Annotated in this window: 15 protein-coding genes; 8 read left to right on the top strand and 7 right to left on the bottom strand. The window is 71.9% G+C overall.

What is annotated here, in order from left to right; translation table 11 throughout:
• Nucleotides 1-193: 193 nt before the first annotated feature.
• On the top strand, nt 194-1519 hold the full coding sequence (locus tag ACRRSS_RS18060; RefSeq protein WP_435972158.1) for a HEAT repeat domain-containing protein: 1326 nt from the start codon (nt 194-196) through the stop codon (nt 1517-1519).
• 351 nt (nt 1520-1870) lie between these two features.
• On the opposite strand, the gene ACRRSS_RS18065 is transcribed toward ACRRSS_RS18060, so the two are convergent.
• From ACRRSS_RS18065 to ACRRSS_RS18080, 4 genes are all read right to left on the bottom strand, one after another.
• Nucleotides 1871-2467, bottom strand: coding sequence for a hypothetical protein (locus ACRRSS_RS18065; RefSeq protein WP_435972159.1), 597 nt, complete (start codon nt 2465-2467; stop codon nt 1871-1873).
• Between the two features lie 118 nt (nt 2468-2585).
• A complete protein-coding gene (locus tag ACRRSS_RS18070) occupies nt 2586-3506 on the bottom strand; it encodes a squalene/phytoene synthase family protein (RefSeq protein ID WP_435972160.1) in 921 nt (306 codons plus the stop codon).
• A 499-nt stretch (nt 3507-4005) separates the two neighbouring features.
• Nucleotides 4006-6639, bottom strand: a complete 2634-nt coding sequence (gene lanKC / locus ACRRSS_RS18075) for a class III lanthionine synthetase LanKC (protein ID WP_435972161.1) — start codon at nt 6637-6639, stop codon at nt 4006-4008.
• Nucleotides 6640-7201: 562 nt separating this feature from the next.
• Entirely contained in the window at nt 7202-7846 is a 645-nt protein-coding gene (locus ACRRSS_RS18080; RefSeq protein ID WP_435972162.1) for a GAP family protein, read from the bottom strand.
• A 681-nt stretch (nt 7847-8527) separates the two neighbouring features.
• On the opposite strand from ACRRSS_RS18080, the gene ACRRSS_RS18085 reads away from it, so the two are divergent.
• Nucleotides 8528-9793, top strand: coding sequence for an alpha/beta hydrolase (locus ACRRSS_RS18085; protein WP_435972163.1), 1266 nt, complete (start codon nt 8528-8530; stop codon nt 9791-9793).
• 284 nt (nt 9794-10077) lie between these two features.
• On the opposite strand, the gene metX is transcribed toward ACRRSS_RS18085, so the two are convergent.
• Together metX and ACRRSS_RS18095 are read right to left on the bottom strand one after the other, a co-directional pair.
• Entirely contained in the window at nt 10078-11223 is a 1146-nt protein-coding gene (gene metX, locus ACRRSS_RS18090; RefSeq protein ID WP_435975364.1) for a homoserine O-acetyltransferase MetX, read from the bottom strand.
• A complete protein-coding gene (locus ACRRSS_RS18095) occupies nt 11220-12605 on the bottom strand; it encodes a bifunctional o-acetylhomoserine/o-acetylserine sulfhydrylase (RefSeq protein ID WP_435972164.1) in 1386 nt (461 codons plus the stop codon). The genes metX and ACRRSS_RS18095 overlap by 4 nt, the downstream gene beginning before the upstream one ends.
• 856 nt (nt 12606-13461) lie before the next feature.
• On the opposite strand from ACRRSS_RS18095, the gene ACRRSS_RS18100 reads away from it, so the two are divergent.
• The 4 genes from ACRRSS_RS18100 to ACRRSS_RS18115 all read left to right on the top strand — a co-directional run bounded on the left by ACRRSS_RS18100 (nt 13462) and on the right by ACRRSS_RS18115 (nt 17140).
• A complete protein-coding gene (locus tag ACRRSS_RS18100; protein ID WP_435972165.1) occupies nt 13462-13611 on the top strand; it encodes a hypothetical protein in 150 nt (49 codons plus the stop codon).
• Nucleotides 13608-14150: a hypothetical protein gene (locus ACRRSS_RS18105; RefSeq protein WP_435972166.1), complete on the top strand. Its 543-nt coding sequence runs from the start codon at nt 13608-13610 to the stop codon at nt 14148-14150. The genes ACRRSS_RS18100 and ACRRSS_RS18105 overlap by 4 nt, the downstream gene beginning before the upstream one ends.
• Nucleotides 14151-14459: 309 nt before the next feature.
• Nucleotides 14460-14933: a hypothetical protein gene (locus ACRRSS_RS18110; RefSeq protein WP_435972167.1), complete on the top strand. Its 474-nt coding sequence runs from the start codon at nt 14460-14462 to the stop codon at nt 14931-14933.
• A 146-nt stretch (nt 14934-15079) separates the two neighbouring features.
• Complete coding sequence (locus tag ACRRSS_RS18115; RefSeq protein ID WP_435972168.1) at nt 15080-17140, top strand: tetratricopeptide repeat protein; 2061 nt, start codon at nt 15080-15082, stop codon at nt 17138-17140.
• A 248-nt stretch (nt 17141-17388) separates the two neighbouring features.
• On the opposite strand, the gene ACRRSS_RS18120 is transcribed toward ACRRSS_RS18115, so the two are convergent.
• On the bottom strand, nt 17389-17955 hold the full coding sequence (locus tag ACRRSS_RS18120; protein ID WP_435972169.1) for a hypothetical protein: 567 nt from the start codon (nt 17953-17955) through the stop codon (nt 17389-17391).
• A gap of 596 nt (nt 17956-18551) precedes the next feature.
• On the opposite strand from ACRRSS_RS18120, the gene ACRRSS_RS18125 reads away from it, so the two are divergent.
• A complete protein-coding gene (locus tag ACRRSS_RS18125; protein WP_435972170.1) occupies nt 18552-19658 on the top strand; it encodes a DUF5954 family protein in 1107 nt (368 codons plus the stop codon).
• Nucleotides 19659-20293: 635 nt separating this feature from the next.
• Complete coding sequence (locus ACRRSS_RS18130; protein WP_435975365.1) at nt 20294-21049, top strand: (5-formylfuran-3-yl)methyl phosphate synthase; 756 nt, start codon at nt 20294-20296, stop codon at nt 21047-21049.
• Nucleotides 21050-21057 lie beyond the last annotated feature (8 nt).

Genomic DNA, 21057 nt, shown 5'->3' on the forward strand with positions numbered 1-21057 from the left:
CAAACGCCGTGACCGCCTGCCTGGTCGCCCTGCCGCTCCTCGGCTCGTCAGCCCCTCTTGGGTTGGGAAGGTCGCACCGGAGGACCTGCCAGGGCCCCCGCCCCCGGGGCCATACCGGACCCACTCCCGGCCGACGACCGAGGGGCCCAGGGCCACACGCGAGGGCCTTCAGGGCGGTGACTAGGCTGCACCCATGCTGACCAGCGAAGACGAGTCGAACGAGGCACACGAGGCACACGAGGCCGTGAGACGACTGGCTGCCGGAGTCGCTCTGGACCAGGCGTTCGATGTGACGGACCCGGAGTCCTGGATCGGCCTCGACTTCGGGGCACGTGAACTGGCCTGGCAGCGGCCGGAGCTGTTCCGCTCGAATGCGTCGAGATTCGGGCGGCGGCTGAGCTGGGAGCAGGATGCGTCACCGTCGAACGTCACTGGGCCCCAGAAGCCCGATGACGCCGAACTCGCCCTCGCCCTCTGTCACGCGGACGGCCGGATTCGTGAGGCGGCGCTGGACCATGCCGAGAGGCGCCCCGCGCTGCTCGCGCTGGTCGTCATCCGCTGCGCGGACTGGGTGGGGCCGGTACGTGAACGTGCCCGCCGGCTCCTGGCCGACTCGCCCCCGCACCACCTGGCCGCGCACACCGCGCTGACCCTGCGGGTCGGCCGCCGTTCCCGGGGCGGCTTCGCCCAGGAGTTGCTGACCGCGGCGCTGCGCACGGGCCCTGCCACACAGGTCGAGGCGCTGCTCGGCAGCGACGACCGGGCCACGGCCCGCCTGGCGCACCGCATCGTCGTCGAACGGAGACTGCTCTCCACGGCGCGGCTCGCTCAGACCGCCGCCCGCCACCGTGACGTCGTCGTACAGGACGTGTGCGCCGAAGCGGCCGTGGCCGGCCTCGGCGAGGGCGGCTGCGACGGGTTCACCGAGGTAGTGGTGCCGCTCCTCGGCTCCACGCAGCCCCGGGTCAGGTCGGCGGGAGTGACCGCGCTGCGCCGTGCCGGGCGGCACGCCGACGCCGAGCCGTACCTCACCGACCGGTCCGCCGTGGTCCGGGCGTGCGCCCGGTGGGTACTGCGGCAGGGCGGCACCGACCCGGCGCCGCTGTATCGCGCGCTGTGTGCCGCCCCCGCAGCTCGGCCGGCCGCTGCAGTGGGCCTCGGAGAGTGCGGTGTGCGTGAGGACGTCGACCTGATCCGGACCCTCCTCACCCACCCGGTACCCGGCGTGCGTGCCTGCGCGGTGGCAGGGCTGCGGGCGCTGGACGCCGTACGCGCAGATGACATGCGACCGCTCCTGATCGACCAGTCGGCGGCGGTGGTCCGCCAGGCGACTGCTGCGCTGCTGCCATGGGCTGACCACATACCGCCGGAGCTGCTGCGTGGACTCCTGGCCGAAGACCGGCCGCGCCACCAGCGGGTCGCGGCGTTCCGGCTGCTGCGGGCGTCCGGGTTGCACGCCCGGGGAGTTGCCGAACAGCTCCGATCCGACCCACCGGACAATTCCCAGCCGACCGGCTGAACGCCGACGGGGCCAGAATTCCTTGCCTCCCTGCCTCCCTGCCTCCTTGCCTCCCTGCCGTAGAACGAGGACACGCTGGCTTGGCCCGCCCGGTAGGACAAGGGGGGCGAGGTGCAGGGAAGCCTCAGGTATCCGGCGGGACTTCCCGCATATGTGACGGCAACCGTCCCGGTGAAGGTGAAGGTGAAGGTGAAGGTGACGGTGACGTCAGCGGCTGGTTCGTAGCACCGCAGAGGAAATCGGCCGACCAGGCGAGTGCGCCGGGCATGGAGTGCTCTTGGCGGACCAGGCGGTCAGCCCGATGAGGAAGGCCGCTCGGAGCGGGGGCCCCGTGGCGTTGGCGTCTCCCGCTCATCGGAGACCGCGCTTCTCGCGTTCGGCTTCGATCAGCTCCTCCATGAGTTCCTCCGGGGCCACTCTGTACTCGGTGTCATGAAGAGCGTCGTAGTCCTGGGTACTGAGCGGTAGCCCCATCTTGACTAGTTCAGAAGCCAGTTGTGTGAACGCGATCCGTTCGTCGGGCTCATGCTGGTAGCTCGCCCGCTCGGCGGCGGCCCCCTCGGCCAGGGTGAGGCCGATCGGACGCCAGAAGCTGAACTCGGTGTCCAGCTCCGTGAGATGCCAGGCACGGTCCGTGGGTTCGTCGGGGTGCAGCCAGTAGCCGATCCACCCCTTGCCGCCCTTCGCCACGAGCTTGACGTACTTGGCCATCTCGGCCGCTGCGGCGTTGACGGCCTGCATCTCAGGGTCCGCGAGTTCCGTTTCGCTCAGATAGCTGGTGTTCAGGAGCGGGTGGACCTCTCCCGCCTCGAAGAAGTCGAGGACGAGAAGGCGGGAGAAGTCGGTGCGGCCCTCCCACTGCGCCACCAGCAGAACGCGCAGATCGTCGGGTATCGGACGGCCGTCCAGCCGTTCGCGGGAGAACTCTGCGAGCCGTTCGTCGTACATGCGCCCTATCCAGAGGTCGAAGCAAGATCCTCACGTCAACGTAACAGCGCTGTCTGACAGGAGGCCGGGTATGCCGGCGACCGCCGACCACGCCCGTGCCCCAGGATCGGCACAGCTCCTAGTCCCCTGGTTTTTCGCTGCTCCGCAGACCCTGCCGGGCCCGGGCGCCCGTCTCGCGCAGCAGCAGGAGGGCGGCTGCTGGCGCTGGGGGACCGGAGGTCCGGGTGGCCAGGGACGCGCCCGCGCGGCGGACCGCGTCGAGGCGGAGGCGCTGGACGCCGATGAGGGCCCGCAGGAAGGGTCGGTACGACGGGTTCACCACGCTCGGGAGGGACGCGGCCGCAGCCAGGTCGGTGGCGGCCCGGTCCGCCTGCTCCGCGACGAGCCGGCCCAGCCCCGCGCCGGGCCGGGTGAGATCCGCACCGTGGCGGGCCACCGCGTCGGCCGGTACGCCCGTCCGGCCCGCGCGCACGTCCTCGGGCAGGTCCTCCAGGAAGTCGAGACGCTGCATCGCGCGGATGAGCCGGTGGCAGCCGTCCGTGAACACCACACGCGCCGACGCGTCCGCAGGCGCGAGGAGGCAGGCGGTGAGCATCAGGGCGGGGAGGGAGTACGCGCGTACGTACTGCTCCAGTTCCTCGTCGTCGGCGATGGTCCGCCACGCGACCTCGCGCTCGCAGCCTCGCAGGAACGCGTCCACGTGAACGCGAACGTCCGGGTGCAGCTCGGCGGTGCGCACCAGGCAACGCAGCCCGGGCAGAGCGGAGTCACCTTCGGCGAAGGCCTTCTGCACGAGCCCGTCCCACTGCGCCAGGGCGGTCGTGCGTTCCTCCGGGGTCCCACGGTCGATTCGGTCGTCGGTGTCGTGCATGAACGCGACGGCGGCCATGACGTGGGGCAGCAGCGCGGCGGGAAGCAGCAGGCGCGCGGCGGCGTACTCGGCCGGTGCGAACAGCCGTACCGCCCGCCGTTGTTCCGTGTAGTCCTGCCGTAGCCGTGGTCCCCTGAGCCCGGCCCGGTCGAGGGCCCGCTTCCACATGCACGTCTCCTGTCGTCGTCGGTGACGAGCCTACGGGCACGGGCACGGGCGCGGATCGGTTCGAGGGGCGACGGCTTGCCGGGAGTTCACCAAGGTCGTTGTCCGCCGGACGCCGGACGCCGGACGCCGGACGCCGGACGCCGGACGCCGGACGCCGGGCGGCGATCGACCCTGGCCGACGCACGAACCGGGCCGGTGAACGACCAAGGCCGACGCTCGACCCGGGCCGGTACCGGTGGCTGGGCCACCGGTACCGGCCCTCCCCGGATGCCGGCCGGCTACATCGGCTCGGGGAAGATGTCGCTGATGCTCCAGGCGACGCTGAAGCAGGGGGGAAGGGAATAGGACTCCGGCTCGGGGTCCAGGGCCTGGAGCGCGAGGATCTGGCTCATGGGTGCTCACCACCTTGTTCTCGGGGTCTTGTCGGTTGGTCACTGCCTGCCTCGGCACGGAGTTGCCTGCCGCCGTGCCCAGGCGTTCATGGGCCCGCTCGATGCCGTCAGTGGGCTGCGGGGATCCGGGGACGTGCGTGGTGGGACTCCGTCAGGAGCGGCCCGGTCAAAAGGCGGTGGAGGGCCAGCAGGACACCGGCTCCGCCGCTGGACAGGTCGGCGGTGAACCGCTGCGAACCCGCTCCGAGGAAACGGACACCGCGCCGGTACGGGACGGCGTACTTCAGCAAGCCGGTCGCGGCGCGCACGGCGTCCCCGCGGGCGGTGTCCGCGCCGGTGAGCTCGGCGTGTTCGGTCAGGAACCAGGTCAGTCCGGCCAGCCCCCGGTACAGGCCGGCCTCCTTTGGTGCGCAGGAGACCCGGATGCCGGCCACCAGCCTCGGCAGGGCCGCCGCGCAGCGTTCGTCCGGCGCGGTGGCCACGTAGCGGGTGAGCACTGCCGCGACGCCCGCCGCGCCCGTGGCCAGGTACGGCATGGCACGGGCGAGCCGCGTGTCGTCGGAGATGGACAGGGCACCGTCGTCCAGCGGAAAGGTCCGGTCCAGCTCCTGGTGGACCAGTACGCGGCCCGCATCCAGGTATCGGCCCTCGCCGGTGTCGCGGGCCAGGCGGTGGAGAAAGAGGGCGGGCCCCGAGCGGCCGTGCAGCAGGCCGCGGGCGTCGTGCTCGCCGAGGGTGTCCGGCAGATCGGGGGTGCGCAGCAGGCGGTCCCCTGCGGCGGCGGCCCGCTCCAGGCAGTGGCTCTCGCCGGTCAGCCGGTGGAGGGCGAGCCAGGCCAGGCCGACTCCGGCCCGCCCGCCGGCCAGCGTGCCGCAGGAGGTGGTGAGCGGGTGGTCGTCGGCGTCCCGGAGCAGGTCAACGGCCTCGTCCAGCAGGCCGAGGCCGGCCAGTACCTGGGCGATGCCGGCCGAGCCGACGAGTAGTCCGGGGGGCAGCGCGTCGCGCTGCGCCAGCGTGTCGCGGCGCAGCCGTTCGCGGATCTCCTCCGGCACTTCAGCCCCGGCGCGGTGCAGGGCGTGCACCACCCCGGCCGTGCCGTACGCCAGGCACACGTTGTTGGTCCGGAGCGCCTCGGGCGAGGGCGGGAAGGCCCACTCCGGCCGGTCGGCGTGCGCCATCTCCAGCAGCCCGGCGGCCACCTCGTCGGCCAGCCGGGTGAGGCAGCCGCGCGGATCGGTGTCCAGCTCGGCGAGGGAGGGCAGGCGGTCGGGACCGCCCCGGTCCTGCGCCCGGTCCTCCGCCAAGTCTTCAGTCAAGTCCTCCGTCGAGTCCGCCGTCAGGTGGAAGGCGGTGGCTCGCTGCCACAGGTCCTGCGGCGGAGCCATGTCCGCCAGGTCGCGGCGCAGCAGTGCGAGGTTGGCGGGCGCGTGTTCGGCGATCTCGTTGAACGGCGCCAGGAAGGCGAGCGCGACCGCCGACACGCCGTAACGGTCCCGCAGCAGGGGATCGGAGTCGGCCCGGAGCAGGCCGGGCGGCGGCGTGAACCCCGGGGTGCCCATCCCGGAGGGTGCCGCGGACAGGGCCGAGGCCGCCTCGAAGTCCACCAGCCGGACCCCGCCCGAAGCCGTGACCATGACATTGTCCAGGCTGAGGTCACCGAACCGGTAGCCGACGACGTGCAGCCGCTCCAACGAGGCGTCCAGGCCGCCCAGCAGGTGCCGGCACGCCTCGTAGTACGCGGCGACGGACTCGGCCGTGCGGTCGGCGCGGGCCAGTGGGGAAGACCGGCTCAGCCACCCCACCAGAGGCTGCCCGGCGACGTACTCGGTGACGAGGAAGTCGTGCTCCCACTCCGTGAAGTGGTCCAGCGGCTCTGGGCCCACCCCGGGGTCGGCCGCGTGCAGCTCGCGCAGCACGCCGTACTCGTGCCGCAACCGCTGCTGCGCGTCGGTCCCGTCGAAGACCAGACCGTTGTGGGCGCGAGCCTCCTTGAGGAAGACGGTGCGGCCGGTCCGTCGGTCCCGGGCCTGGTAGGTGCCGCCGGCGTTGCTCAGGCGTACCGCACGGGTCACCTCGTAGTCGCGGATCAGGATCGGGCCCACGTGCGGCTCCTCCTCCCGCTCGACGAAGGGGTCCGCGATCCCTGCGGGCAGGTGCCAGACGGGTAGCCGCAGGTCCAGGACCTCGCGGCCGAAACCGTCGCGGACCAGCCCTTCCCGGGTGCCGTCGGCGCGCAACCGGCTGAGGGCACCGAAGGAGCCGTAGCGGTAGTGGACCGTCCGCGAGTCGCGGAAGCGCCGGTCGGTGAGGATGTACGGTCCGTCCTCCCCGTCGAGCGCGTCCCGCAGGCGCTCCAGCAGCCGGCGGGCGGTCTCCGTGTCCGGCGGGTAGACGGCGCAGAACTTGCCCGCCTGGGCCCGCCCGGCGTGTTTGTGATGGAGAAACAGGAAGAAGAACCGGGCGCTCAGATGCTTGAACGGCACGCCTTCGGAGAAGCAGATCCCGGCGACCGTGTCGAGCACGTGCTGCGCCCGGTCCGGCCGCGCCGACACGTGGATCTTCCAGCCCTGCTCGGCGAGCTTGGTCCCCGGACCGCCCCAGGCCGTCCAGATGCCCTGGGCGGTGCCGCGTATGCCCGGCGGCACGTCGTGGGGAGCGAAGCGCGGTCCGGGGTCGGCCACGCTGGGGAGCGGCAGGTAGTACTCCCGGTCCGCGAGCGCTTCGCCGAATCCTTCGAGCACGGAATCTCCTCGCAGGTGGTAACGGGCGGCCACAACGGCTGTGCGAGACGCTAGAACCGCGAGGTATGGAAGCGGTTCGCCGACGGCATGCGACCGGTATCAAGCAGGGTCGGTCTCGTTGCCGATGCCGGGCTCGTCCTCCCGACGCTCCCGCTCGAACGTGCCATGGGCGCCGTCGTGGCGGGGTGGAGAACAAGCCTGTAGCGCCTCGCGATCGGGGCTGATGCGAATCGTGCCCGGTGCCGATGCGCAGGGGCGCGCCGAATGTCTGGCCTGCTAGGTGCGCACAGAGGCATGGCGCTGCGAGCCGTACGAGCAGGGCATCGCCGCCTCCGAAACCCCGGCTTCAGGGCGCTGGAAACCAGGACCTGATAGCGGCTCCCCATCGCGTATGGACGCTCACGTCTGGGTGCCGTCACCAGCTTCTCCACCCCGGCCACATCAAGGCGAACAGGAGGCAGGCCGCCCTTCGGGCCAGGGCCACTCTTCGGCCTGTCGCGCCGGGCGCCGTACCCGTCCGCGCCCCGGCGGGCCAGGCCGCCGCCGGATCGTCCCAAGAGCGTCAGGCGACCAGCTCGTAGATGCTCCGGGCCGTCAGCCACAGGCCGACCAGCAGGGAGAGTGTGACGATCAGCTGTTCCTGATGCCGACCCAGCCAGTCCCGCAGAGCGTTCAAACGGGCGTGCGCGACCGTGGGCGACCGGACGACGTACATTTCCATCACGATGAGGCTGAGCGTGGCCAGCAGGCAGTAGCCGACCAGTGCGAGCCAGTCGGAGAGGGTGGACAGGTCCGCGTCGATGGCGGTCGCGGCCCCGGCTCCGACCAGTCCCCAGGGCTGCAGGACCCACGCGAGACCGGCTGCAGTGACGGGGGACGCGTTGTCGATCCGTGCGGTCCATCGGGGCGGGCCGTGCGGACGGGGCGGGCGACGATGCCGGTACGTGCCGTACAGCACCAGCGCCACACCGAAGGCGAGCTTCACGGCGATCGCGGCGGTCGAGGGAGCGCTGTGACGAGCGAGAGGCTGACCACCCGTCAGCAGTACCACGAGAGCGATCACCACCATCAGGTTGGCCAGCCACGACAACAGGAACGCCAACCCCTGACGAACACCGCGCCGCGAAGAAAGCAGCAGGATGAAGGCGCTGTTGTGCAATGGCCCCAAGGTGATGGCCAAACCGATCACGACCAGGTCGAGAAGCACCGGATCAGCCACTCCTGAGTCTCGGGGCTGTCCACCTCTCGTGGACAAGAAACCGGCCGGTAAGAGCGTCGGACGTTGCCGCGCGACCGCACCCCGACTCTGCAGCCGACGACCCGGCCGGTCAAGCAGGCCACGCCCGCGAAGCCTTGTTGCGTTCGAGTTCCACCAGATCTCGCCGCCGACGACGAGCCCGCGCCACAGCCCTTCGCACCACATTTGACGACGGACCGTACTTCGGCTGCATAGGCCTGGGAATCGGGGGGGGGCGGAACTGGGAATCGGGGGGCGGCCATTCCGTACTCCCTCTACCCTCCCGTCGGAGGTCTCGGCGGGAGTCTGGGGTACCGCTGCCAGGTTCTTGATACGTGTCGCACCCCCGTGGTTCGTGAACATCGACGTGTGCGACGTCGACCGGACTTGTACGTACCGGAGCCGGGGTCGCTGCCACGGCGCGCCCACACAGATCCGTGGCGTCGATGTGCGACGGGTGCCGGTCCGCTGCGCGGAACCGTGGCGCGGTGGCAGCGAGGCCGACCGACCGCTTTGATCACCCGTCACCGCGAGCTCGTCTCCCCCTCATGGCCCGAGGGGATTCCCCGGTTCCGGGGTGGGGGTGACCACACCCTGGGCCGGGGGGCCGTCGGATGTCCCGGTGATCAGCATCTCCGTAGCGTCTTCGTCATGACCCACACCACGACCAGCACCCGCCTCCGGCCGTCCGCGCAGCGCAGGAGAGTACGCCGCTGCCTGGCCGCCGCGACCGCCGTCGTCCTCGCCTCCCTGACCGTCGCTCCGGCGGTCGCCGCCCCCGGACCCCACCCGGTCCAGCAGAGCGCCGGGCGCGGAGCCCTCCTTGGTGTCACTCCCGTCGCCGACCTGAGCCGGAGCGAGGTGGCCGCGTTCCTCAAGGGCGCCGACATCGACCCGGCGACCGTGCGCCACGGGGTGCGCGCCTACCGGCTGACCTACCGGACCCTGACGCCCGGAGGCGAACCGACCACCGCCACCGGCCTGCTGGTGCTCCCCAGGGGCGGCGAGCGCCGGCTCGACCTGGTGGCAGACACCCACGGCACGATGGTCCACCGCGACTACGCGCCGTCCGTCGCGACGGACTTCGGCCTCTTCGCGCCCTATCTGCACGCCGCCGCGGGCCGCGCCGTCGCCGCCCCGGACTACCTCGGACTGGGCAAGGGCCCTGGCCTCCATCCGTACATGGACACGACCTCGGCCGTCTCCGCCTCGCTCGACATGCTGCGGGCCTCCCGCACCGCCTCGCGCGCGCTCGGCAGACCACTCACCGGAGACGTGTACGGCACCGGGTTCTCTCAGGGCGGCCAGGTCGCCATGGCGCTGGGCCGCGAGCTGGCTCGGGGCGCGGACCGGCACTTCCGGCTGCGGGCGCTCGCGCCGGTCGCCGGACCCTACGACCTGCGGGGCGCCGAGGTCCCCGCCCTCCTCGACGGTCGTGTCAACGACATCAGTGGCGTCTTCTACATGTCGTACTTCCTGACGGCGCAGAACCGGCTCCACCCCGTCTACGCCGATCCTGCCGATGCGTTCAGGCAGCCGTACGCGGCGTACGTGGAGCAGCTCTTCGATACCCGGCACACCGAGGAGGACATCGTCACGAAGCTGCCGGGCTCGGTGAAGGAGCTGCTGACCGACGGCTTCTACGAGCGGTTGCGCCACCCGGACGGAGGCCTGCTGGCCGCGCTCAAGGCGCAGGACGGGACGTGCGACTGGAAGCCCGGTGTTCCCGTACGGCTGCACACCGCGTCCGGCGACACCGACGTGCCGATCGCCAATTCCGTCAACTGCGCCGCCGATCTGGCCCGTAACGGTGTGCAGGCCCGCGTCGTCGACCACGGGAAGGCCGACCACAACGGTTCCTTCAAGCTGGCGGGACCGCAGATCGTGCGCTGGTTCGACATGCTCGCGCACAGCTAGCCGGTCGACCCCGACCTGGTCTCGGCACGTCTCCGTGCCGAGAGGGATGCGCACTGTGCGATCGGACGAGGACGGCTCGGGCAACCCTCGCGTGTTCCGGATCGGCGCGGACCCGTGCCCGTGGGGCGGCATACGCAGCCGCCTGACCGAGCAGGACATCCGTACGCTCGGGACGATGCACTACCGCCACGTTCAGACCTGCTGCTGGGACGGTGTGACGTGGACACGTGGCCCACCCATCCGACGTCGCAATCCTCAGCGGACCGATCCGACGATCGCAACCCTCAGCGGAGGAGCTCGGCCACCAACTCGCCCACCTGCTCCACCTCGATGAGAAACCCGTCGTGGCCGTACGGCGACCCCAGGACACGCGGCCGGTCCGCGCCAGGGATGCCGGCCGCCAGCTCCGCCTGCTGAGCCGGCGGGTAGAGACGGTCGGAGTCGATCCCGGCCACAAGAGTCCGTGCGGTCACCCGGCGCAGCGCCGCCCGGACGCCACCCCGGCCCCGGCCGACATCGTGACCGTTCATGGCCTCGGTCAGCACGACGTAACTGCCCGCATCGAAGCGTCGGGCCAACTTGGCCGCGTGGTGGTCGAGATAGGACTCGACCTGGTAGCGGCCGCCGAGCCAGGGATCCTCCGTGCCCTGGGCGGCACGGCCGAAGCGGGCGGCCAGTTCGTACTCGCTGCGGTAGGTGACGTGGGCCACGCGACGGGCGAGACTCAGTCCGCCGTGCGGGCCCCGGCCTGTGTCGTGATAGTGACCGCCCCGCCAGTCGGGGTCGGCGCGGATCGCCTGCAGCTGGACCGATGCCCAGGCGATCTGCTCGGCACTCGCCGCGGCCGTCGTGGCGAGCAATAGCAGCGCGTCGGTGCGCTCCGGATGGGTCACGGCCCACTCCAGCGCCCGCATCCCGCCCATCGATCCGCCGATCACCAGCGCCCAGCGAGCCACGCCGAGCGCGTCGGCGAGGCCCACCTCGGCCGCGACCTGGTCGCGCGGTGTCAGGTAGGGGAAGTCACCGCCCCAACGGCGACCGTCCGCCCGGCGGGAGGACGGCCCGGTACTGCCCTGACAGCCGCCCAGCACGTTGGGCGCCACGACGAACTGGCGGTCCGTGTCCAGTGCGAGCCCCGGCCCGATGAGCCCCTCCCACCAACCGGGAGTGGGGTGGCCGGGGCCGGCCGGACCGGCGGCGTGACTGTCACCGGTGAGGGCGTGCAGCACGAGCACCGCGTTGGCACGGTCCGGCGCGAGCGTCCCCCAGGTCTCGAACGCCAGGCGCACAGCGGGCAGTTCGCCCCCGGCCTCCAGTCCCAGCGGCGTCTCGCGGGTGTACCACCGGCGCCACCCGGCCGGGTCCCCCTCCCGCCAGGCCCCGGAGACCGGCGGCAGAGGAACCTCGGACGGCGGCGTGACGGTGCTCAGGACGCGCCCTCGGACGAGCCCTCGGACGAGCCCTTGGCAGCCCGGAAGCCCGCCTCAAGATCCGCCTTGAGGTCGGCGAGGTTCTCCAGGCCCACCGACAGCCGCACCAGACCGGGCGAGGCGCCGGTCGCCGCCGACTGCGCCTCGTCCAGCTGGCTGTGGGTGGTGGAGGCCGGGTGAATGATCAGACTGCGGACGTCCCCGATGTTCGCCAGATGGCTGAACAGCTCGACAGCGTCCACGAACCGCTTGCCCGCCTCGACGCCGTCCCGCAGCTCGAAGGAGAGCACCGCTCCCGCGCCGCGCGGCAGGTAGCGGTGTCCCGCCTCGTACCAACGGTTGGACGGCAGCCCCGGATAGTGCACGGCCGAGACCTCGTCGCGCTGCTCCAGCCACTCGGCGAGGGCCTGCGCGTTCGCCGAGTGCCGCTCGATGCGCAGACTCAGCGTCTCCACGCCCTGCAGCAGCAGGAAGGCGGAGTGCGGAGAGAGCGCGGGGCCGAGGTCCCGCAACAGCTGTACACGCAGCTTGATCGCGAAGGCGCCCGGGCCGAGCGCCGGCCAGTACCGGAGGCCGTGGTAGCTGGGGTCGGGTTCGCTGAAGTCGGGGAAGCGCTCGGAGTGCGCCCCGAAGTCGAAGGTGCCGCCGTCCACCACGACGCCCGCGACCACCGTGCCGTGTCCGCCGAGGAACTTCGTCGCCGAGTGGACGACGATGTCGGCGCCGTGCTCCAGGGGGCGGAGCAGATAGGGCGTGGGGACGGTGTTGTCCACGATCAGCGGGACCCCCGCCGCGTGGGCCACGTCGGCGACCGCCCGCACGTCTAGTACGTTCCCGCGCGGATTGCCCAGCGTCTCGGCGAACAGCGCCTTGGTGTTCGGCCGGATCGCCGCCCGCCACGCCTCGGCATCGTCGGGGTCGTCCACGAAGGAGACCTCGACACCGAACCTGGGCAGCGTGTGCCGGAACAGGTTGTACGTGCCCCCGTACAGCGACGTACTGGCCACGAGGTGGTCTCCGGAACCCGCCAGCGTGAGGATCGCCAGCGTCTCGGCCGCCTGCCCGGAGGACAGCGCGACCGCCGCGACACCGCCCTCCAGCGCGGCGATCCGCTGCTCGAAGACGTCCTGGGTGGGGTTGTGGATGCGGGTGTAGATGTTGCCGGGCTCGGCCAGCGAGAAGAGGTCGGCGGCGTGCTGCGTGTCCCGGAACACGAAGGACGTCGTCTGGTAGATCGGCGTCGCCCGCGCCCCGGTCACCGGGTCGGGCGTCGCACCAGCATGGATCTGCTTGGTCTCGAAGGACCATGCCGAGGTGTCGGGCCCGGCAGCCTCGTCCTCGGGAGTGTGACCGGCGGCGACGGCGTCGATGGGCTGGCTCATGACGATGCTCCTTGTGCGGGTGCGCGCACGGCTTCGCGCCGTGCGCGGGGCGGGGCAGCGAACAGGTGGTCTCGAAGGACCGGGCCGAAGTGTCGGCCGGGGGCGGCTCAGCGCGCGGCGGGACACCACGCGGGGGCGGCAGACGCGAGAGCACACGCGCGGAAGGTGAGCAGGAAAGACGCGGAAGCGGTCACACGCTCACGAAAGCACAGCCGTGCCCCCCGAACCAGCGGCCAGCGGAACGCGACATACAGCGTTCATCCACGGGCCCGAGCAGCCGTCGGGCCACGGACGCCACGGGGTGCCTGTTGGTAGGAACCGGCGCGTTCCCGGAGGGCCGGCAGCCGATGTCGCAGCCCCGCGACCCACCGACGCCGGGCCGCCCCCCGATGACCGCGGCTTCCGAGGAAGCTCCGCTCTTGGCCAACCGCGTCCCGTCCACGATGCGTGTCGTCAGGGCACTGAACGTCCGGCTCGGAACAGCCCGCACCTTCGAGGCCCAGCCCGTGCCGAAGCCCGAATCGATTACCTCTCGCGGCCTGCTGAAGTTCACCCTGTCTCCGCCCACGATGCCGGCCACCGGAGTGGAGCCCAGCGAGCCCTGGATGAGCGTGCCGTCCTGGTGTGGAAGCGGCGCGCCGGAAAACCCTGGACCTTCGAGGGCCAGCTGCCGCCGTGGACCACGACGACACCGTCACCGGCCGTGCCGCAGGTGACGGGAGCAGCACAGGTCTCCTGCCTCAGTGGACCGCCACCTACGAAGAGGGGGATCCGTCCGCGCTGTTCGATGACGGTGGACCCGTTTCGCGGAGTGGCCGGCCCGGCGTTGACGACGGCCCGCGTGGTGGGAAGCGGAGTGGCGCGCCTGTTCCTGACCCTCGCCGACGAACTGCACCTCGGACGCGCCGCCGAGCGGCTCGTGGCGGGCACCGTCGACGCTGAGGCCGCCCACGCCACCCACCCGCGCAAGTGCTGCAGGAACTGCGGAACCGGCACCCGCAGATGACGGTGCAGCTGCCCGGTCTGAACATCGCCGACCACATGGGCGAGCTCGTCAGGCAGGACATCGATGCCGTCTTCCTCCGTCCTGCCGTACCGGACGGCATCGAGCTGCAGTACCTGGGCACCGAGCCACGGGTGGTGTGCCTCGCCGCCGCCGCCGACCCTGTGGCAGCGTTCCCTCACCTCACCCTGGCTCACCTGAGGGACAGGGCGGTGGTCGACGTACCCCCCCAGGTACCGCGGACGTGGTGGAACTTCTGGGCGGTCCATCCGCGTCCCGACTGCAGACGCGTGACGTACGGGCCCGTCGTGACCGACATGGAGTCATTGCTGCACACGGTCGGCCAGGGCGAGTCCCGCGACCGTCCTGAGGTCCTTCCCCCGCCCCGGCATCCGCTACCTGGACGTCCTCGACCTGTCGCCGTCGGCATGCGCCTTTATGTGGCTGACGAAGCGCCGCGCGGAGCCGACCATTGTCGCGATCCGGCAGTCGGCCCGCTCGGTCACCCAGCGAGCCCCGGCGCTCGGACGCTCCACCCCTGACGCGGCCACCGTGCGCACCGGGCGCCGGGAAGCTGCTCCAGGACGCGAACCGACCGGCCGGCTCGCCTCCGTGGGGGATCCCGGTGCCCACAACCACAGCGTCCTGGCGGCTCCGACCACTCCGACCGCGGCGGACCGTGTCGGTTGTCACGACCGCTCTCTCGGCGGAACCGGGGACACCGGCGTCGGCTGTCTGATGGAGTGACGTGGTGGAGGCGCCGTGGCGGTGCCTGCCCCGGTCCGGACCAGGCACCGCCACGGTGCCAGCCCCAATCCGGACGGGACCGGACTCTCAGCGGAAGGGCAAGAATGCTGTCGGAGGCGATGACCGCGCTGGCCGCGGCGGGAGGCACAGCGGTGGTGCAGGCTGCGGGCACCGACGCGTGGGCAGGGCTACGCGGACAGATGGCCCGTTGGTTCGGCCAGGGGAATCCGCAGCGCGAGCACGCCGAGCTGGAGCGCCTCGACCAGGCCGCCGCCGAGCTCGAGGCCGCGGCGCCGCCCCAGGCGGAGCGGGTGCGCATCCGTCAGGAGGCGGCGTGGCAGGCCCGTATCGAGGCTCTGCTCGAAAGTCTCGGGGAAAACGAACAGGGCCGGATCGCGGAAGGCCTGCGCACTCTCTTGACCGAGCAGCCGTCCCACAGCCATGCGTCGGTCGGCCACGGGGGGCTGGCTGTCGGGGGAGACGTCAAAATCCAGGCGGACCATGGGTCCGCAGCCGCCCTGACCATGGGGAACGTGACCCTGGGAAACCCTTCTCAGCCGGGTTCGCAGCAGGACTGAGCGCATCCGGATCAGGCTCGGCCGCTCCGCCTCACCATGGTGGTGGCATCCTCGCCGACCACGGCGGTTTCGCCGTCGGCCACGCCGAGCAAGTCCACCACCACGCTCCGCCCCGCACTCCAGCGGCCTGGCCACGCCAAGTCGGCGTGATCCCGCCCCGCGCCCTCTCCTTCCAGCACAGGGCCGAGGCCGACCTGCTGCGGACGGCGGCCGACGGTGGGGGTCCAGCGGTGCCCGGCCAGGTGCTGACCGGAACGGGCGGGGTCGGCAAGACCCAGCTGGCCGCCGACTACGCTCGCAGAGCCTGGGAGGGCGATGAGGTCGACATCCTGCTGTGGATCAGTGCGAGCAGCCGTTCAGCGATCACGGCTGGGTACGCGCAGGCCGCCGTGGAGATCCTCGCCGCGGAGCCGGGCCACCCGGAGGAGGCCGCACGGGCGTTCCTGGCCTGGCTGGAACCGAAGGCGGGCCAGCGGCCCTGCCGGTGGCTGGTCGTACTGGACGACGTCGCGGATCCCGCCGACATGCACGGCTGGTGGCCGCCGGCCGGGCGCCACGGGCGTGTCCTGGTCACCACTCGCCGGCGCGAGGCCGCCCTCACCGGACAAGGCCGACGCCTGGTGACGGTGGGCCTGTTCACCCCGCGGGAGGCCGCCGCCTACCTGACCGCCGTGCTCGCCCCGTACGACGAAGCGTCGACCGAGGACATCGACGGCCTCGCCGCCGACCTGGGGCACCTGCCACTCGCCTTGGCCCAGGCCACCGCCTACATCATCGACACGGGCCTGACGTGCGCCTCGTACAGAGCGCTGCTGGGCGACCGGATCAGAAAGCTGAGCGATCTGCTGCCCGAGTCCGGAGCTCTGCCCGACGACCAGACCGCCACCGCGGCCGCCACCTGGTCCCTGTCCCTCGAACGCGCCGACCAGATCCGCCCGGTCGGCCTTGCCCGCCCGATGCTCCAGCTGGCCGCTCTGCTCGACCCCGGCGGCATCCCCGCCACGGTTCTGACCAGTCGGCCCGCTCTCACGCACCTCGCCGGGCACCGCACCCTCAGCGGCACGGACGACCCTTCTCAACCGGCTCCGGTCTCGGCGGAGGACGCCGTGCTCGCACTGCGAGCCCTGCACCGGCTCGGACTTGTCGACCATGCTCCGGACGTCCCCCACCAGGCTGTCCGCGTCCATCAACTCATCCAGCGGGCCACCCGGGACAGCCTCACCCTTGCCCGCCACGAGCTGACCGCTCTCGTCGCCGCCGATGCCCTGCTCGCTTCCTGGCCCGAGGTCGAGCGGGACACGGTTCTCGCCCAGGCGTTGCGGGCCAACACGGACGCCCTCGTACACCACTCACGCGATGCCGCCCTCTGGCGGCCCGACGGTCACCGGGTACTTCAGACCGCCGGTGACAGTCTGGGGAACAGTGGACAGGTCACCGCCGCCGTCGCGTATTTCGAGCGTCTCGTGGACGCCACCCGTCGGCACCTCGGACCGGATCATTCCGACACCCTGATCGCCAGATCCAACCTCGCTCACTGGCGGATGGAGGCGGGGGACGTGGCCGGCGCGGCCACCGCCTACGCCGAGCTCATCGCACGCATGCGACTCATCCTCGGCCCGGATCACCTCGCGGTCCATACCGCCAGGGCTGGGCTTGCCTTCGCGAAGGGCGAGGCCGGGGACGCGGCCGCAGCGGCCACCGGCTACGCCGAGGTGCTGGCCGACCGGGAGCGGGTGCTGGGCGCAGACGCGCTCTCCACCCTGACCACGCGGAAGAGCCTCGCCTGGTGGCAAGGCCAGGCGGGTGACGTGGCCGGCGCGGTCACCACGTACACCGAGCTGCTGGAACGCGTACAGCGGGTACTGGGGCCGGATCACCCCAGTGCGCTGACGATCCGCTGCGAACTCGCCTACTGCCAAGGAAGGGCAGGGGACTGGGCCGGGTCGGTCATCGCATACGGCGAGTTGCTCGAGCACGCTCTGAGGGTCCTGGGGCCGGACCACCGCGACACCCTCACCATTCGGCACCACTTCGCCTGGGCCCGGTGGGAAGCCGGGGACGTGGCCGGCGCGGACACCGCCCTCACCCACCTTCTGGAGCACGCGGTGCGCGTCATCGATGTGGACCATCCCACGGTCCTGGCTCTACGACGCGACCTCGCCCACGTACAGGAGACAAGCAACCGCACCACTGGTCCGGACTCCTGAAGCCGCCACACGACCATGCCGACACGGCCACGACTCGGGGAACCCGTTCCGCCGCATGCGCAGTTCGCAGCGGACCAGGCCGAGGAGACGCCCGGTCCGGTTGCGGGCTGCCGGGCCGACGGCGAGACCGCGCCTCCCCGCCAGGGGCGAACCTGCCGCTCGGTCCGCGCCGCACCAGCCCACCAGAGCCCACGGGGGCCGGTGAGCCGCAGGATCGGCCGGACTGCCGGCCGGGGCGCGGGCCGGGTTCAGTTCACCGGCATGCCGATGCCCGGCAGCCACAGCCGACCGTGGTCGTTGACCGTCAGCTCCCAGGCCACCAGCTCGTCCGGGCAGGAAGAGCGACGGGCGCGGACGTCGGCGACCAACAGCCGGGCGGCCGACCGCGCGGCTGCGGGGTCCTCCTCCGCGAACACCGCCCGCCACCAGCCGCGGTCGCGCACCTGCCAGCCCCGCTCCTGCATGGTCTCCTCCAGGCCCGGCTCCTCGGCCGTGGTCCGGTGATCCACCATCAGTGACAGCTGCCCGCGGTCCTGGCTGTACCCGACCCGCAGATGCCGCGGCCGGTCCCGCGCGCACCCCACGACGAACGACGCCCAGTCGCCCGGCAGGTGTAACGGCAGCTGCTCCATCCACGAGTCCAGGAGCAGTTCGAGCGAGGACTCCAGGTGGTCCCAGGACGTCGCCGTGTGGTGACCGTCCCAGCGGAAGGCCGGCCAGTCGCGCGTCGGCCCCCGGTGCAGCAGCCAGAGGTAGGGGAGCGCGTCGAAGCCGTGCGGCCGCTCCGGCTGCCAGCCGACCGACCCCGACTCCAAGGCCGTGTACTCGCGCCCGTGCAGGTCCGAAGACCGCTGGAGAGCCCGTCGGCCTTTGCCTCCGCCGTCGCCCGTGGGCTTCCTCCCTTCCCCAGGCAAGGCGGCGGGGTGCCCGCCGGACTCGTCTCGATGACCGTCGTCGCCCTGATCCGTCGCGGCCTGTTCCGCTCCCGATGCCCGTGAGGACACCGGGAGCAAGGACATCGAGAGAGGGCACACTGTCACGGCACTCGGGAGACGGGGCGGCACCGGTGCGCGACGAGGGGCGTTCGAGAGCGCGTGGACCCCGAAGACGGAGCGAATCCTGAGCGAATTCTGCTCGACGTGGCCCGCGTGGAGTTCGCAGACTCCTCTTCCGTACGGGAGCTTCGCGACACCCGGCACCGCGGTGGGCGGCTCATCCTCGTCGGCCTCGCGCCCGGCCGGTCCGAACCGTCCTGGTGGGACCGGCACCCGGCACCTCTTCCGCATCTGCCGGGACCTGGACCAGGGAGGCCCGACACCGCAGGGGGAGGAGACACAGGGGTGTGTCCGGCCGGGGTGAACGATCCGGTGAAACCGTGATGCGGAGGCACCGTTGCCGCCACAGTGGTGTCATGAGCGGAGAGAGCGCGGGGGCCGGCGGATGGCCGGTAGTGGTGAGGGTTCCGGTGGAGCCGGTAGAGGCCGCGATGGAGGCCGACGCCCTCGACGCGGCGGTCCGCAACAGCACCCTCGCCGTCAGAGGGCCGCTGTTCGGTGTCGCCACGCCGAGCGAGGCAGGCGGCCGGCGGTGGCGGGTGGTCGTAGAGGTGACCCACGGCTGCCCGCAGGACGCCCGCGACGCGCTGAACTCCCTGCTGTGGTTCCGGGCGAAGGACGAGGCGACGAGCCGGGAGGAGCGGCGTGCCTTGCTGGCGGCGGTCGCCCGGCTGGAGAGCGAGTGCGTCGACGAACTCACGGTGCTCGGCACCCGCTACCGCGTGGTGCGGGCCGAGGAGTACGCCGGCACCGACGAGCACGGCGACATCGAAACGCCACGCCCCACCGACCCCGAGCCCCTCACCCCTGACTGGAGCCCCGGCGCTGCCGTAGCAGGCCCGAGAGTCGACGACGGCCTCGTCCTGGACCCGGAGGAACCTGTCACCCCCCTCCAGGCAGCTGAGCGACTGTCGCTGCGCTCCCTGGCCTACACCGGCACCAGGTTTCCCACCCCTGTGCTGGAGGATTCGGCGCGGGCCGTCGAAACACACCCCGACGTCCTGCTCATGCCGGCGGCGTTCCTGATCGTGGAGAGGTCGGGCGACGGGCCATGGACACCGGGCAGTGGGCTGCAACCCACGGCCCACGACGCACGCCGGACCCTTGACTTCGCACTGACCTGGATGGAGCCGCGCACACGTGGTCTGATTCCCTACGAAGCCGACCGCGCTGTCGACGCCCGCACGCCGGCCACCGCCGACGGCCCGGCGGTCGCGGAACTGGCGGAGTTCGCGAAGGCAGCGGACCGGCTACGCGCGGGCCGGTGCGACGAGGTAGAGGCCCACGGCACCGTTTACCGGATCGCCCGCTCCCGGCGCCTGCTGCGCTGGGGCCCCGACGGGCCGGAAGGCCCGCGCCCGTCCGACGTCAGCGCCCACGCCCCGGCCGCTCTCCACCCGCGCCTCGACGAGGACGGCGTGGTCCACTTCGACGAGCCCGAACAGGACGATCTCGCACCGTGAGGTGTGAGCGGTCCCACGCGGCGTCCGTGCCGTCGACGAGGCCGAGTTCGGAGTCCGGCGGCAGATCGCGCATGCCGGCCCGCGGCCCGCCTTCCGATCTGGCGGACTTCCTCGCGGGGGAGGGGGCGGTGTTCTTTCCTGCCACGGTGCAGCCCCTGACGTGAACGCTACCCATCACGCGACGGCCGTGCTCGCCAAGGCAACCGGCACCCTCCAGGAGCCCTCGCGGCGCTGCCGTACGGGTCGGAGCGCGGCCTCACGGGTCTCAGCCTCCGTCAGCGGCCGCCGGGCCCCTACGCGGCTCTGACTCGCCCCGGGACCCACGTCTGCACGGCAGGTCCGGCTGCCGCTCGGACATCAACCGGCCAGAAGCGGGGCTCCCGGGCCCCGGAGGCCTCTGCCTGACGGGCCTGGTGCGGGCTCCAAAGCCAGGACGACGCCGCCCCGTCACCGGTGGAGTCCGTTTCACCCCGCTATGCACGGCGTGCCCCGCGGAGCCACGCGCGCCCCCTGGAGAACTCCGCACGCTCTACCGGCGTCCCCGAGGTGCGGAAATGATGAGCGCACCGCACATGAACCAGGCGACCCGCACCCCTGTCCTCGGGCAGGTGGACATGCGGCGGAAGGAGCTCATGATGTTGCTTCTCATCTCCCCGGACGGTGTCGAGGAAGCCCTCGACTGCGCGAAGGCCGCGGAGCACCTCGACATCGTCGACGTCAAGAAGCCCGACGAGGGCTCGCTCGGCGCCAACTTCCCCTGGGTCATCCGAGAGATCCGCGACGCGGTACCGGCGGACAAGCCGGTGTCCGCCACCGTGGGTGACGTCCCGTACAAGCCCGGCACGGTCGCGCAGGCCGCGCTCGGCGCGGTCGTCTCCGGTGCCAGCTACATCAAGGTCGGTCTCTACGGATGCACGACGCCCGATCAGGGCATCGAGGTCATGCGCGCGGTCGTCCGGGCGGTCAAGGATCACCGCCCGGACGCGCTCGTCGTCGCCTCCGGCTACGCCGACGCCCACCGCATCGGCTGCGTCAACCCGCTCGCCGTGCCCGACATCGCCTTCCGCTCCGGTGCCGACGCGGCCATGCTCGACACCGCCGTCAAGGACGGGACGCGGCTGTTCGACCACGTACCTCCTGAGGTCTGCGCCGAGTTCGTACGGCTGTCCCACGCATCCGGTCTGCTCGCGGCCCTCGCGGGCAGTGTCAGGCAGGCGGATCTCGGTCAGCTGACCCGCATGGGCACGGACATCGTGGGCGTGCGGGGAGCGGTCTGCGAAGGTGGCGACCGCAACGCGGGCCGGATCCAGCCGCACCTCGTGGCCGCCTTCCGGGCGGAGATGGACCGCCAGGCCCGGGACCACGCCACCGGCGTCCCCGCCGTGGGCTGACCGCCCGC

Origin of the sequence: Streptomyces sp. Qhu_M48 (assembly GCF_051305195.1) — a bacterium.
Classification (GTDB): Bacteria; Actinomycetota; Actinomycetes; order Streptomycetales; family Streptomycetaceae; genus Streptomyces.